General features: G+C 67.0%; 13 protein-coding genes. All 13 read right to left on the bottom strand.

Annotated features, from left to right (window positions below):
- Positions 1-64 precede the first annotated feature (64 nt).
- The 13 genes from NNX37_RS11125 to NNX37_RS11185 all read right to left on the bottom strand — a co-directional run bounded on the left by NNX37_RS11125 (position 65) and on the right by NNX37_RS11185 (position 13969).
- On the bottom strand, positions 65-736 hold the full coding sequence (locus NNX37_RS11125; protein ID WP_255792733.1) for a DivIVA domain-containing protein: 672 nt from the start codon (positions 734-736) through the stop codon (positions 65-67).
- A 157-nt stretch (positions 737-893) separates the two neighbouring features.
- The gene (locus tag NNX37_RS11130; protein ID WP_255792735.1) at positions 894-1184 is read right to left on the bottom strand and encodes a YggT family protein; all 291 of its coding nucleotides are present in this window, start codon (positions 1182-1184) and stop codon (positions 894-896) included.
- A 63-nt stretch (positions 1185-1247) separates the two neighbouring features.
- A complete protein-coding gene (locus NNX37_RS11135) occupies positions 1248-1778 on the bottom strand; it encodes a cell division protein SepF (RefSeq protein ID WP_255792736.1) in 531 nt (176 codons plus the stop codon).
- Between the two features lie 122 nt (positions 1779-1900).
- Positions 1901-2659: a YggS family pyridoxal phosphate-dependent enzyme gene (locus tag NNX37_RS11140; protein ID WP_255792737.1), complete on the bottom strand. Its 759-nt coding sequence runs from the start codon at positions 2657-2659 to the stop codon at positions 1901-1903.
- A gap of 45 nt (positions 2660-2704) precedes the next feature.
- Positions 2705-3427 carry a peptidoglycan editing factor PgeF gene (gene pgeF, locus NNX37_RS11145; protein ID WP_308206312.1) on the bottom strand — a complete coding sequence of 241 codons (723 nt, stop codon included), beginning with the start codon at positions 3425-3427 and terminating at the stop codon, positions 2705-2707.
- 41 nt (positions 3428-3468) lie between these two features.
- Positions 3469-4665 (bottom strand): cell division protein FtsZ, encoded by a 1197-nt coding sequence (ftsZ, locus tag NNX37_RS11150; RefSeq protein WP_255792738.1) that lies wholly within the window; start codon positions 4663-4665, stop codon positions 3469-3471.
- 333 nt (positions 4666-4998) lie between these two features.
- Positions 4999-5958 carry a cell division protein FtsQ/DivIB gene (locus tag NNX37_RS11155; protein ID WP_255792739.1) on the bottom strand — a complete coding sequence of 320 codons (960 nt, stop codon included), beginning with the start codon at positions 5956-5958 and terminating at the stop codon, positions 4999-5001.
- Positions 5948-7381 carry a UDP-N-acetylmuramate--L-alanine ligase gene (gene murC / locus NNX37_RS11160; protein WP_255792740.1) on the bottom strand — a complete coding sequence of 478 codons (1434 nt, stop codon included), beginning with the start codon at positions 7379-7381 and terminating at the stop codon, positions 5948-5950. Before murC ends, NNX37_RS11155 begins: the two co-directional genes overlap by 11 nt.
- Entirely contained in the window at positions 7378-8487 is a 1110-nt protein-coding gene (gene murG, locus NNX37_RS11165; protein WP_255792741.1) for an undecaprenyldiphospho-muramoylpentapeptide beta-N-acetylglucosaminyltransferase, read from the bottom strand. Before murG ends, murC begins: the two co-directional genes overlap by 4 nt.
- Positions 8484-9815 carry an FtsW/RodA/SpoVE family cell cycle protein gene (locus NNX37_RS11170; RefSeq protein WP_255792742.1) on the bottom strand — a complete coding sequence of 444 codons (1332 nt, stop codon included), beginning with the start codon at positions 9813-9815 and terminating at the stop codon, positions 8484-8486. The genes murG and NNX37_RS11170 overlap by 4 nt, the downstream gene beginning before the upstream one ends.
- Position 9816: 1 nt before the next feature.
- Complete coding sequence (murD, locus tag NNX37_RS11175) at positions 9817-11382, bottom strand: UDP-N-acetylmuramoyl-L-alanine--D-glutamate ligase (protein WP_255792743.1); 1566 nt, start codon at positions 11380-11382, stop codon at positions 9817-9819.
- Entirely contained in the window at positions 11364-12467 is a 1104-nt protein-coding gene (mraY, locus tag NNX37_RS11180; protein ID WP_255792744.1) for a phospho-N-acetylmuramoyl-pentapeptide-transferase, read from the bottom strand. Before mraY ends, murD begins: the two co-directional genes overlap by 19 nt.
- Entirely contained in the window at positions 12464-13969 is a 1506-nt protein-coding gene (locus NNX37_RS11185) for a UDP-N-acetylmuramoyl-tripeptide--D-alanyl-D-alanine ligase (RefSeq protein WP_255792745.1), read from the bottom strand. Before NNX37_RS11185 ends, mraY begins: the two co-directional genes overlap by 4 nt.
- Between the last annotated feature and the right edge of the window lie 5 nt (positions 13970-13974).

A 13974-nucleotide genomic window follows, 5' to 3' on the forward strand; every position in this document is an offset into this window, starting at 1 on the left:
ACTTCTGAATCGCTGCCTGTACATCAGTTTAACCGATTCTCCAGGCGAGCTGTGCCGGAGGCAGTTACGCGTCGGCCGTTTCGGAGGCTACGGAACCGCGTGCATCCAGGTCACGCAGCTGGCCTTCGATGTAAGCCTTCAGGCGTGAACGGTAGTCCCGCTCAAAGCCGCGCAGCTGCTCGACCTTGCGCTCCAGGACAGCCTTCTGCTGCTCCAAGGTGCTGAGGATCTTGCGGCTCTTCTCCTGCGCATCGGTGACAAGTCCGCTGGCTTCGATCTGCGCTTCGGCGATGATCTTGTCGCGCTGCTCAATGCCGGCACCGACGTAGTCGTCGTGCATCTTCTGTGCCATGGCCAGGATGCCTGCTGCGGTCTCCGTGTTGCTGACGGCGGGGGCCGGAGCCGGTTCGGGCTTGGCCTCGACGGGCGCCGGAACCTCTTCAACGACCGGGGCTTCAACCTTCGCCTCGGGCTCGGGCTTGGCCTCTTCCGGAACCTTCTCGACCTTCGGGGCAGCAGCCACCGGAGCCGGGACGGAGTCTGCCGACGCGGCGGCGGATCCTCCGGTCGCGGCCGCAGCCAGCTGGCTGCGGAGGTCTTCGTTTTCCGAGTTCAGCCGGCGCAGTTCGACCACGATCTCGTCGAGGAAGTCATCGACTTCGTCCTGGTCATAGCCTTCCCGGAACTTGGTCGGCTGGAACCGCTTGTTGACAACATCTTCTGGCGTCAGAGCCATCTGGTCACCTCATACTGGATTATAAGATTCGCCTGCCAGTCAAGCAGACGGTTCTACGTAGAGAATTACGGACATACAAAAATGCAGGGTTGTATTCGGCTTCACACTATATCGTTTGGTTTCCGAAAACTAACCGGACCCTGCGGCGCCGGCAGCGCTAGCGCGCGACCCCGACGACGACCTGCGTGAGGATTGAAACGAGGATAAACAGGACCAGGAATGCCAGGTCCAGCGCCACTCCTCCGAGGCGGAGCGGCGGGATGATGCGCCGCAGCAGGCGGACGGGCGGGTCGGTGACACCGTAGACGCCCGTGGCGAGCAGCAGTGCGGGACCCTTGGGCCGCCACTGACGCGCAAACATCTGCACCGCGTCGTAGACAATCCGCAGAATAAGTGCGAGCTGGAAAAGCACCAGCACCAGGTATACCAGGGGAAGAATGATATTCACGCGCAGGGTTTCATTTCCGGAAGTCGGTCGGCAGCCCCCGCGGCCCGTTGGTACGGCGCCACGTTAGCTCTGGTTGAAGAAGGTGGACTGCGATTCACTAATCTTCTTGTCGTCGCCCAGGACTTCAACATAGGAAGGCGAGAGCAGGAAAACCTTGTTGGTGACACGCTCAATGCTACCGCGCAGGCCGAAAACGAGGCCGGCGGAGAAGTCTACGAGCCGCTTGGCATCTGCTTCTCCCATGTCGGTGACGTTCATGATGACGGGGATGCCGTCACGGAAGCTTTCACCGATGATCTTGGCGTCGTTGTAGGACCGGGGGTGGACGGTCGTGATCTGACGCAGGCCCGATACGTCCTCGCGGGACGACGGTGCACGCTTGATGGGTGTCACGGGTGCGCGGTACTCCTCAACTGCATTGCGGACGACGGGGGCGGGAGCCGCCTCCGGCGCCTCTTCATCGGGCTCATGGACGGGAGCGAAGTCTTCCTCCCGGGCAGGGGCTTCCCGCAGGTGCCGCTGTTCGGACTCGTAGTGCTCGTCACCATCGGCGAGCCCAAGGTAGATCATTGTCCTGCGCATTGCGCCAGCCATGGTTGCTCCTCATAATCCTTCAACGCCTAGCTGCCCGTTACTGTACTGGTACTGCATTGTTACTGCATCTGCACGGTACAAACGGTGCTGCGCGGCGGCTGTCTGGTGTTCGTACTTTGACGCTACCGTACCTGCGGTCGCGGGCCCAGAACATCGGACCCGATCCGCAGGTGTGTCGCCCCGTGGGCCGCGGCGGCCTCGAGGTCTGAACTCATTCCGGCGGAGATGCTCCGCGCCCCGGGATGGTCGGCCTGCAGCTGCTCCGAGAGCTTCCCCAGATGCGCGAAGGCTTCGCCCGCATCCCCGTCCAGGGGCGCCACGGCCATCAGGCCGGACAGCACCAGGCCCGGGGTTCCGGCTACGGCCTCGGCAAGGCGCGGCAGATCCGCAGGCAAGGCTCCCCCTCGTCCGGGGTCTGCGGCCCTCGCGGGGTCCGCGCGCAGGTCCACCTGCAGGAAGCAGTGCAGGTCGGGGCGGGCGGGCAGCCCTTCTCCCCCGCGTCGCTGCTGCTCCGCTGCCATGGCCTTGCCGAGGGCGGCCACGAGGGAAAGGCGGTCCACGGAGTGGACGGAGGCGGCGTAGCGGACCACGGACTTGGCCTTGTTGGACTGCAGCTGGCCGATGAAGTGCCAGTTCAGGCCCAGTTGCGCCAGCTCCGCGGCTTTCGCTGCGGCTTCCTGGTCCTTGTTTTCGCCGACGTCGCGCACGCCGAGTCCGGCAAGGATCCCGACGTCGGACGCCGGAAAGTACTTGGTGACCACAATGAGGTGCGGTTCTGCGGTACCGGCGGGGCGGTCGGCCGCAGCGATGCGCTCCCGAACGCGCTGCAGCCGGTCGCGAAGCTCGTCGGCCCGGGAAGGAAATTCGGAGAGTAAAGTCATGGTCTTTCCATTATCCCCGGCCGCTGCGGCGGATCCGCCGCAGGGTCAGGGGCGCTGCCAGATCAGGCCGGCAAGGCGTCCGGTTGCCGGGTCCCGGCGGTGGGAGAACAGATCCTCGTTCTCCAGGGTGCAGCCCGCAACGCGCTCCACGGCCACCCCCAGGTCCTCGAGCTGCGCCTGCGCCCCCGCCGGAAGATCAAGGGCGGGCGTGCCGCTGCGGGTGGTAGCGGCCGTGGCCGGCAGCAGGGCAACGGACTCGGCCTGCATGTCCGCGGGCACCTCGTAGCATTCCCCGCAGACGCAGGGGCCGATCCACGCCTGGATACCGGTTCCGCCGGCGGCCCGCATCCGGTCCACGGCTTCGGGCAGGATGCGGTCCAGCAGGCCGCGGCGGCCGGCGTGGACCGCGGCTGTGACGGAAACTCCGTCCGCACGGGTCCCGGCCAGCAGGACGGGCACGCAGTCGGCCACCATGACTGCGAGTGGTGCAGAGCCATCGGTGCTGATCAGTCCGTCGGCGGTGGGGGCTTCACAGTCCGGATCGGCGGCCTCTTCCACCACAGCGGAGTGGATCTGGTTCATGAACCGCAGGGAACCGGCAGCGACGCCCATCTGAGCCTCGAGTGCGGCCCGCCGCTGCAGGACCGCCGCCGGATCATCGCCGACATGCAAAGCGAGGTTGCCCGCGGATGTATTCGTGAAGGCCACCTGCAGGTTGTCGCCAACCTGCCTGTGCCACCAGAACATCCGGGACAACCCCCCTGCCATGCTCAGCTGCTCTTACTCTGCTGTTTCGCCGATCCGTCTTCCTACTTCAGGAAGTCGGGCACATCCAGGTCATCCGGACGGCCGGTGGACAGATCGGATTCGACGACGGCCGGAAGGTCGATGTCGAAGCCGGCGTCGGCCGGGACGTCACTCTGCTGGCGGGACCGCTGCGACCAGGCAGACAGGCCGGCGGAAGCCGGAGCGGCAGCACCGAAGCCGCCTGCAGCCGCTGCCGAGGCAGGCGGTGCGGCGGGTTCAGCGGGCTTGTGCTGTGCAGGCTGCGAGGTGACATCCACTTGGTCGAAGCCTGCTGCGATGACCGTAACCCGTGCTTCGTCGCCCAGGGCGTCGTCAATGACGGCGCCGAAGATGATGTTGGCTTCGGGGTGGGCAACTTCCTGCACCAGGCGTGCGGCCTCGTTGATCTCGAACAGGCCGAGGTCGGAGCCGCCCTGGATGGACAGCAGCACGCCGTGCGCGCCGTCGATCGAGGCTTCGAGCAGAGGAGAAGCTATTGCCAGCTCGGCGGCCTTGACGGCACGGTCCTCGCCGCGGGCCGAACCGATACCCATGAGGGCCGAACCGGCGCCCTGCATCACGGACTTGACGTCCGCGAAGTCGAGGTTGATCAGACCCGGAGTGGTGATCAGGTCGGTAATGCCCTGGACACCGGAGAGCAGGACCTGGTCCGCGGAGCGGAAGGCGTCCAGCATGGAGACGTTGCGGTCGCTGATGGAGAGCAGGCGGTCATTCGGGATAACGATCAGCGTGTCGACTTCGTCGCGCAGCGTATCGATACCGGATTCGGCCTGGTTGGAGCGGCGCCGGCCTTCGAAGGTGAAGGGGCGCGTCACAACGCCGATGGTCAGCGCGCCGAGCGAACGGGCGATCCGGGCAACAACGGGAGCGCCGCCGGTACCCGTGCCGCCGCCTTCGCCTGCGGTGACGAAGACCATGTCTGCGCCGCGGAGGACTTCCTCGATCTCCTCGGCGTGGTCCTCGGCGGCCTTGCGGCCCACCTCGGGATCAGCGCCGGCGCCCAGGCCGCGGGTGAGTTCGCGTCCGACGTCGAGCTTGACGTCGGCGTCGCTCATCAGCAATGCCTGTGCATCGGTGTTGATGGCGATGAACTCCACGCCGCGGAGGCCTACATCGATCATCCGGTTTACGGCGTTCACGCCACCGCCGCCGATGCCGACGACCTTGATGACGGCCAAGTAATTCTGCGGTGCTGCCACGTCCTGTGTCCCTTGTTCGAATCTCTGCAACTTTATGTTTTCTACAACTGCGTGTTTCCTGCACAACTGCCTGCGTTCAGCAGCTGCGTATGTTCCTGCGAACCGGCCTTGCCTTCAGACCGGTTCCCGGCCGCCGGCACCCCCGCGGTCCCCAGCGGAATCCTGGGGTACCGCCGGACGCCCGGCCGAAAACCTTGAACCAACAAAACCCTAACCCTCAACTTGAGGGTTATAGTTATGTCAAGTAATCCATTACTTGGAACGCTATGGGGCCAGCGCCGCTTCCGCAAATACCGGACCCGCGTGTCGGCTTAATCTTTCCTCACGCACCGGTCAACGTGTGACCGGGCGCTCGGGAGTGCTGACATCGTAGACCTGTACCGGCGGATCCGACGGTTCCATCTTCAGGAGCGCTTCAAGCACCCGCGCCTTAGCCTCGTTGGCATCGGCACTCCCCCAGAATACTGTCTGTCCGCTGTTGAGCTTCAGCTCGACTGAATCCACTGTCTGGGCGGAGGCGTTTTCCAGCCGTGCCAGCACCTCCGGCGGCAGCGCCGCCAGCACCGCCGTGATGCTGGGGAAGACCTTCGCGTTGACGGCTTCGCCGCCGCCGGCAATCAGCGGCAGCGGCACCGCGGCCCGGTCCGGCGCAGCCGCCAGCCGGCGTCCCTCTTCATCGATGAGGACATGTCCCCCGCCCTCCTGCAGCACTGCTACGGGAATGCGTTCGGTTACCTTGACCACCAGGGTGGAAGGGGGCTGGGCCGCCACCTCGACCTTTTCGATTTCCGGACGGTCTTTCAGCAGGTCTTCCACGTCGGCGTCGGAGATGGTGGGCAGGGTCTGCCCCTTGAGCGGTTCCAGTGCCGCTTCGGCCTGCGCACGCGGCAGCAGCGAGGTTCCCTCGACCTCCACGGTCTTCAGGGCCAGCATCGGCGAGAAATACAGCAGGACAAAAAACAGCGCCGTGGCGAGCAGGGCGGACCCGACCGTGATCCAGGCAATCCTGCGCCGCCGGCGGGCCGGCGGTTCCGGGAACGCCAGGACCGTTCCGGCGGTGTCTGCGCCGCTGCCGGACGGTGCCGGAGATGCGCCGGCCGGCCGCGGAGCGCCCGCTGCGCGGCCCGCGGCCCTGGGGACTGCCGCACCGGTGGACTTTCCGGTGGACTTGCCGGCGGGCTTCCCGGAGGTGCTGACTGCGGGTCCGGCCGCGGGGGCCGAATCTTCCGGGTCGAGGGCACGGGTGGCTGTGATGGTCTCGTCGCCGCTCCCCGGGCGCTTCCTACCGGCCATCGGCAGCGTTCCCGGCGGAGGCGGCCGAGCGGGCCGGAACGGCTGCCAGCCGGGCCACCAGTTCGGAACCGAGGCCGGTGACGTCACCGGCTCCGACTGTCAGGATGATGTCGCCGGCGTCGGCGGCGTCAGCAACCTGTGCCACTGCCTGGTCCGTGGTGCCGGCATAACCTCCCGGGACATGCAGGCGGGAGGTGATCAGCTCACTGGTCACGCCTTCGATGGGATCTTCCCGGGCCGGGTAGATGTCCAGCACGGTGGCGGTGTCGGCGAGGTCGAGCGCTGCGGCGAACTCCGCTGCGAAACTGCGGGTCCGGCTGAACAGGTGGGGCTGGAACAAGACGTGCACCCGGTGCGCGCCCGCAACGGTGCGGGCCGCTTTCAGTGCGGCGTTTACTTCGGTGGGGTGGTGGGCGTAGTCGTCGAAGACCTGCACGCCGCGGGCGGCGCCGCGGGACTCGAACCGTCTGGCTGCTCCGGAGAACGTGCCCAGCCCTGCCGCGGCCGCCTCGGGATCAACACCCAGTTCCAGGGCGACGGCAAAGGCCGCAGCGGCATTGAGGATGTTATGGGCGCCGGGAACCTGCAGGACCAGCTGCACCTGCCCCTTCCGCCCGTCCACCGCGAAATGCAGTGTGCTGGTCGAACCGGCACCGTCCGGGCGGGTATCCGAAACACGGATGTCCGCTCCTTCGGTGTAACCGTAGGTGGCTGCGCGGACGTCCGGGCAGCGTTCAACGAGGCTGACCGCACCGGCGTCGTCCGCGCACGCCACAAGGAGCCCCTCGGGCGGGAGCAGCGTCGTGAAGGCGTCGAAGGAGGCAAAGACCGCTTCCTCGGTGCCGTAGTGGTCCAGATGGTCGGCCTCGACGTTGGTGACCACGCTGATACGCGGGTCGTAGTTCAGGAAGGAACCGTCGGACTCGTCGGCTTCGGCCACGAAGACGGGCCCGGCGCCGTGCGCGGCGTTGACGCCAAGGGCGGCAACATCCCCGCCGATAGCGAAGGACGGATCCAGTCCGGCCTCGCGCAGCATGACGGTGATCATGGCCGTGGTGGTGGTTTTGCCGTGGGTGCCGGCCACCGCCACCAGGTCCTGTTCGCCCATGGCCGCGGAGAGCGCGACGGAGCGGTGAATGATCCGCAGTCCGCGGGACCGCGCCCGGGCCAGCTCGGGGTTCGTCTCGCGAATGGCCGTCGAGACAACCACGGTGTCCGCATCCGCAACGTTGGCGGCGTCGTGCCCTACGAACACGGCCGCGCCCAGCGCTTCAAGGGCACGCAGTCCCGGAGAGTCCTTGGCATCGGATCCGGAGACCGGGATGCCCTGGGCGAGGAGCACCCGGGCCACGGCCGACATGCCGGCGCCGCCGAGGCCGATGAAGTGGACCTGTCCCAGGTCGGATGGATTCAGCCGGTTCATGCCTTTGACCTATCGCTTGCTTCGAGGATGAATGCAGCCATCCGGGCGTCCGCGTCGCGGATGCCCAGCGCCGCGGACGCCTTCGACATCGCGTCGAGGGCCGCCGGATCGGCCAGCAAAGGTATCAGCCTTTCGGAGATCCAGTCGGCTGTGAAGAGGGAATCGGCGACCGTCAGTGCCCCGCCCGCAGCCACGAGGGCTTCTGCGTTGAGGGCCTGCTCGCCGTTGCCGTGCGGCAGCGGAACCAGGACGGCAGGAAGCCCTACGGCGCTGATTTCACAGACCGTCCCTGCCCCGGAACGGGCCAGCAGCAGGTCCGCGGCCGCGTAGGCCTGTTCCATGCCGTCGATGTACTCCACCTGCGTGTAGCCGCGGGCCGCAATCGGTTTTCCGCCGGCGTCCAGCAGGGACTTGCCGCGGCCGGTGATGTGCAGCGTCTGGATACCCGCAGCAGCCAGCGCCGGAAGGGCCTGCTCCACGGCACGGTTGATACTCGCGGCGCCCGAGGAGCCGCCGGTCACCACCAGTGTGGGCCGGTCCTGCTCGAGCCCCAGCGCCGACCGCGCCGCACCCCGCGCTTCGGCCCGGTCCAGCGAGGAGATTTCCCGGCGCATCGGCATGCCCACCCACGTTGCCCGCGGCAGGTTTGTGGACTCGAAGGCCACCCCGGTGACGGCGGCGAAGCGCGCGCCCACGCGGTTAGCCAGGCCCGGACGGGCGTTGGCCTCGTGCACGATCACCGGCAGCGAGCGGCGCCGGGCCGCCAGGTACACCGGAGTGGAAACGTAGCCGCCCACGCCTACGACGACGTCGGCCTGCGCCGAGTCCAGGATCTCCCCGGCCTGCCGCACGGCACGCACCAGGCGCGCCGGCAGTTTCGCCAGGTCCGCAGAGGGCCGGCGGGGCATGGGTACCCGGTCAATGGTGGCCAGCTCATAACCCGCTGCCGGTACCAGCCGCGTTTCCATCCCCGAGGCGGTCCCCACTACGGTGATGCGGGCGTCGGGGCGGCGTGCCTTCACGGCATCTGCGACGGCCAGGAGCGGACTGATGTGCCCGGCGGTGCCGCCTCCGGCCAGGACTACGGACAGGGAATGCTGCGTCATGGAGCTGTTGGTTCACTTTCGGGGATTTTGCGGGCAAAGGAAAGCAGGACGCCGACGGCGGCGAGCGTGAAGGTCAGCGATGATCCGCCGTAGGAAATGAACGGAAGCGGAACACCGATGACGGGCAGCAGCCCGGTCACCATGGCAATGTTCACCGAAGCCTGGCCGATGATCCAGACCAGGATGGCGCCGCAGACAATGCGGATGAACGGATCGGTGTGGCGCATGGTGACCCGTACCGTGGCGATGGCGAGGACCGCGAAGAGGCTGACCACCACGAGTGTGCCCAGCAGACCGAACTCTTCGCCGATGATGGCGAAGATGAAGTCATTGTGCGCTTCCGGGATCCAGTTCCATTTCTGCCGGCTCTGTCCGATGCCGAGCCCCAGCCAGCCGCCGGAAGCCAGCGCGTACATGCCGGCGTTGGCCTGGTCGCAGAGGCCCGTGCTGCAGTCCAGCTGCAGCCAGGCGCTGATGCGGCTGGAGCGGTTGCTGCTGACGAGGGACATCAGCACGGCACCGACTGCTGCGCCCGCGGCCAGGACGCCCAGGAAGCGCAGCGGTGCTCCGGCGAAGAACAGGGCGGCGACCATGATCATGCCCATCACGATCACCGTACCGAGGTCGCTGCCGAGCATGACCAGCAGGATCAGGATTCCGCCGCCGGGAACCACCGGGATCAGGGCGTGCTTCCATTCGGTGATCAGCCGGCCCTTCATGGACAGGACCGCCGCGAACCAGATGGCCATGGCCAGCTTTGCGGCCTCGGAGGGCTGTCCGGTGATGGGACCGATCTCGATCCAGTTCTTATTGCCGTTGACTTCCTTGCCGATCACCAGCACCAGGACCAGCAGGATGAAGGCAAGGGCGTACAGGAACCAGGCGAGGGCGCGGTAGTGCGACGGGCCCAGCCGTGAGAGTCCCAGCATGGCGAGGACGCCTGCTGCGGCGAACATGGCCTGCTTCAGGAACAGGTCGAACGTCGTGGCGGCTCCGGCGTCGCTCCCGGCGGCAGCGGCGATGGACTCGACCGAGGAGGCCGAAAGCACCATCATCAGGCCGATGGCGGTCAGGGTCAGGGTGGCACCGAGGATCATGTAGTAGCTCGATCCGGTGGCACTGCGTCCGCTTCCCTCGAGGAGGACGAGGAAACGCTCCACGAACGACGCCGGCTTGGACTGTCGTTTCGCGGCGTACGGGCGAGCGGGCGCCGCCTTAGTCCCGGTTCCGGGACCGGCTTTCACCTCGCCCGTGCCGTTACCGGCTGTGGCCGCGGGGTTTCGGCGCAGGACCGGCTTGCGTTTGCTGCCGGTGGGCGTGGTGACCAATCTAGGGCTCCTTTGGAGTCTGTGCCTGTCCCGGTGCCTGCTGTTCGCTCACATACCCCGCAACGGCTTCGATGAAAGCCTCGCCGCGGTGGGCATAGGAAGTGAACTGGTCCATGGAAGCTGCTGCCGGAGCCATCAGCACGGTGTCTCCGGCTTCGGCCACGGCAGCCGCCGCAGCGACTGCCCGGACCATGATTTCTTCGGCGCTGGTGACGGACGCCGCGGGCTGCTGGTCCCCAGTCTGCTCCCCCAGTGCGTGGATGACCGGCACATCGGGTGCGTGTTGCGCCAGAGCTGCCTGCAGTTCGGCACTGTCGGCGCCGATCAGCACCACTGCCTTGAACCTGCCGCGGTGTTCGGCCACCAGGTTGTCGTAGCTGACGCCCTTGGACAGGCCGCCGGCAATCCAGACCACGCTGGTGAACGCAGCCAGCGACGCCGACGCGGCGTGCGGGTTGGTCGCCTTCGAGTCATTGACCCAGAGGATGTCGTTGAGGCGGGCCACCGGCTGGATTCGGTGGTCTCCGGGCGAATAGGCGCGCAGTCCGTCCCGCACCGCGGCCGGTTCGACGCCGAGGGCACGCACCAGCGCGGCCGCGGCCAGGGCATTGGCGACCATGTGGCGGGGGGCGTACTCCCCCAGGTCGGACATGGCCGCAAGTTCGGCGGCCGAGTCCTTGCGCTGTTCAATGAAGGCGCGGTCCACGAGCAATCCTTCGACCACTCCGACCATGCTCACGGCCGGCACGCCGGTGGTGAAGCCGACGGCGCGGCAGCCTTCCACTACGTCGGCTTCCTCGACCATGTGCTCGGTCTCGTACTGTTCGGCGTTGTAGATGCAGGCGACCTGCGTGTTTTCGTAGATCTTGGCCTTGTCGGCCAGGTAGGCGTCGTAGGAGCCGTGCCAGTCCACGTGGTCTTCGGCGATGTTCAGGCACACGCTGGCCAGCGGGGAGATGGAGTGCGTCCAGTGCAGCTGGAAGCTGGACAGCTCCACGGCAATGGCGTCATAGCCCTCCGGATCCCGGATCGCGTCCAGGATCGGGGTGCCGACGTTGCCGGCGGCAATCGCGCGCAGCCCGGCAGCCCGGAGCATGCTCTCGGTCATGGACACCGTGGTCGTCTTGCCGTTGGTGCCGGTGATGGCCAGCCACTGGGCCGTCTTCCGGCCCTCGCGGATGCGCACCCGCCAGGCCAGTTCGACGTCGCCCCAGATGGGAACGTCCGCCGCTGCGGCAGCCGCCAGCACCGGGTGGGTGGGCCGGAAGCCCGGGGAGGTCACGACGAGGTCGGGGGCGGCGCCGTCGACCTGCGGAAGCCCGGCCACGGCGTCGGCACCCAGCAGGATGTCGGCGGCGCCGACAATGCGGAGGGTGTCCGCCTTGGCCCGGTTTTCCTCGGTGTCCCTGGCGTCCACCACCACTACCCGGGCGCCGAGTTCAACCAGCGTGTCGGCAGCGGAAAAACCGGAGAGGCCGATGCCGGTGACCACTACGCGCAGTCCGGCCCAGTCGGCGTCCCAGGTGGTCAGTTCATCGAGGGGCGCGCTCACAGTCCCACCACCCATTCGGCGTAGAAGATGCCCAGCGCCACGGCGACGCAGAGACCGGCGATGATCCAGAACCGGACCACCACGGTGACCTCGGCCCAACCCTTGAGCTCGAAGTGGTGCTGCAGCGGTGCCATCTTGAAGACGCGTTTGCCGCCACTGAGCTTGAAGTAACCCACCTGGATGATGACGGATAGCGTGATGATCACGAACAGGCCGGCAAGGATCACCAGCAGCAGTTCGGTCCGGGAGAGGATGGCGAAGGCGGCAATTGCACCGCCGATGGCCAGCGAACCGGTATCGCCCATAAAGATCTTCGCCGGCGAGGTGTTCCACCAGAGGAACCCGATCAGCGCGCCGGCCATCGATCCGGCTAGCAGGGCCAGGTCCATCGGGTCGCGGACCTCGTAGCAGACGCCCCCGGCGTCTGCCGAGCCGCAGCTCTGGTTGTACTGCCAGATCCCGATCAGGAAGTAGGCGCCGAACACCAGCACGGAGGCACCCGCAGCGAGGCCGTCGAGGCCGTCTGCGAGGTTTACGCCGTTGGTGGTGCCGGTGATGATGACCAGCGACCAGATGACGAACAGGATCGCGCCGATCACGGTGCCCGCGAAGGCTAGATCGAAGTTGGTGTCGCGGATGAAGGACACGGCGGTGGACGCCGGGGTCCGTCCCTGCTCGTTGGGGAACTGCAGGGCCAGCACGGCAAAGGTAATGCCGACCACGGCCTGCAGGATGATCTTCGCCTTGGCGTTCAGGCCCAGGCTGCGCTGTTTGGAAATCTTGGTGTAGTCGTCAATGAAACCGACCATGCCCATTCCCACGGTGAGCAGCAGGACCAGCAGGCCGGACGCCGTCGGGCTGAAGGACCCGAAGCCCAGCATGCCGCTGACGAGGTGGGTCAGGAAGTACGCAGCCACCACCGAGGCCACAATGACGGCGCCGCCCATGGTGGGCGTGCCGCGCTTGGTGTGGTGCGAGGTGGGGCCGTCGTCGCGGACGAACTGGCCGTAGCCTTTCCGCACCAGGAAACGGATGAACAGGGGTGTTCCGGCAAAGGCGAAGACCAGAGCCAGCGAAGACCCTACAAGCAGGGAGATCACAGGTTGTCTCCTCCGGTCCCTTCGGTGCGCGCCGGCCCGGAGGCCGGATCAGTTGCTGCGGACGGTGGTACAGGGGTCAAGGCTATCCGATCGCCGAGGAAGCGCAGGGCCGCCCCGTTGGAGGATTTGAACAGGACAAGATCGCCGGGGGCCAGGGATTCTTCAAGGATGCGCTCGGCATCCTCGGCGGTCTCCACGAAGGTGGATTCCTCGCCCCATGAGCCTTCCATGACCGCACCGGTGTGCATGGCGCGGGCACCGGTGCCGACAACGATGAGTTTGGAGATATTCAGCCGGACGGCGTAGCGGCCGATGGCATCGTGTTCGGTGACGGCATCGTCGCCGAGCTCCAGCATTTCGCCCAGCACTGCCCAGGTGCGTCGTTCCCGGCCGAGCTCGGCGAGGGTACGCAGTGCGGCACGCATGGATTCCGGGTTCGCGTTGTAAGCGTCATTGATGACGGTGACGCCGTCGGCCCGGTCGGTGCGCTCCATGCGCCAGCGGCTGGCCGCCGTACGGCCGGAAAGCCCCTCGGCGATCTGCTCGCCCGGAATCCCGGCGGCATAGGCTGCTGCGGCGGCGGCCAGGAGGTTCGCCGTGTGGTGGGCGCCGATGAGCCCCGAACGGATGTCGTGCCGGCTGCCGTCGGGCAGCAGCAGCGTGAAGACCGGCCTGCCCTCGGCGTCGGTGCGCGCGTCCAGGGCGCGGACGGCGTTCTTTGCGCCGTGCGCTTCCTCGGGCGAGGAGGTGAAGTACAGGACGGGTGCCTCGGTGCGCTCCGCCATCGCTGCAACGCGGATGTCGTCGGCGTTGAGGATGGCGGTCCCGCCGGCCGGGAGGGACTCCACGAGTTCACCCTTGGCGACGGCGATGTTGTCCACGCCGCCGAACTCGCCGGCGTGTGCGGAGCCGACGAAAAGGACGACGCCGATGTCGGGCTTCACCATCTCCGCCAGGTAGCGGATGTTGCCGATGCGGGTGGCACCCATTTCCATCACGAGGTAGCGGGTGCCGTAGCCGGCCGTGAACACCGTCAGCGGGAGGCCCACTTCACCGTTGTAGGAACCCACCGGAGACACGGTCGGGCCGGCTTCGGCCAGCACGCCGGCCAGCAGGTCCTTGGTGGTGGTCTTTCCCGCGGATCCGGTGATGCCGATGACGGTCAGCTCGCCGTGTGCCCGGAGCCGGCGGACGATCTCCGCGGCGAGGGTGCCCATGGCAAGGACAACGTCCGGAACCATCACGGCCGGGTAGGGTGTCCCGGCGTCGTCGGACACCGGCCGCTCGACCAGTGCCAGCATGGCACCGCGCGCGAAGGCCGCATCCACGAACAGGTGGCCGTCGGAGTTCTCGCCGGGCTTCGCGATGAACAGCGATCCCCGGACAATCTCGCGTGAATCCGTGGTGGCGGAAGTCACGACGATACCCGGAGTCTGTGCGGCCGGGCCGATCAGCTCGCCGCCTGTAATTGCCGCTATTTCGGCTGCATTAAGTTCAATCATGACGA

The sequence above is a fragment of the Arthrobacter zhaoxinii genome, assembly GCF_024385505.1.
GTDB lineage: Bacteria > Actinomycetota > Actinomycetes > Actinomycetales > Micrococcaceae > Arthrobacter_B > Arthrobacter_B zhaoxinii.

Coding starts and splice junctions, on each gene's coding strand:
- NNX37_RS11125 (WP_255792733.1), bottom strand. CDS start 736: ATGGCTCTGACGCCAGAAGATGTTGTCAACAAGCGGTTCCAGCCGACC.
- murG (WP_255792741.1), bottom strand. CDS start 8,487: ATGACGCAGCATTCCCTGTCCGTAGTCCTGGCCGGAGGCGGCACCGCC.
- murD (WP_255792743.1), bottom strand. CDS start 11,382: ATGGGTGGTGGGACTGTGAGCGCGCCCCTCGATGAACTGACCACCTGG.
- NNX37_RS11185 (WP_255792745.1), bottom strand. CDS start 13,969: ATGATTGAACTTAATGCAGCCGAAATAGCGGCAATTACAGGCGGCGAG.
- NNX37_RS11135 (WP_255792736.1), bottom strand. CDS start 1,778: ATGGCTGGCGCAATGCGCAGGACAATGATCTACCTTGGGCTCGCCGAT.
- murC (WP_255792740.1), bottom strand. CDS start 7,381: ATGAACCGGCTGAATCCATCCGACCTGGGACAGGTCCACTTCATCGGC.
- pgeF (WP_308206312.1), bottom strand. CDS start 3,427: ATGGCAGGGGGGTTGTCCCGGATGTTCTGGTGGCACAGGCAGGTTGGC.
- NNX37_RS11140 (WP_255792737.1), bottom strand. CDS start 2,659: ATGACTTTACTCTCCGAATTTCCTTCCCGGGCCGACGAGCTTCGCGAC.
- NNX37_RS11155 (WP_255792739.1), bottom strand. CDS start 5,958: ATGGCCGGTAGGAAGCGCCCGGGGAGCGGCGACGAGACCATCACAGCC.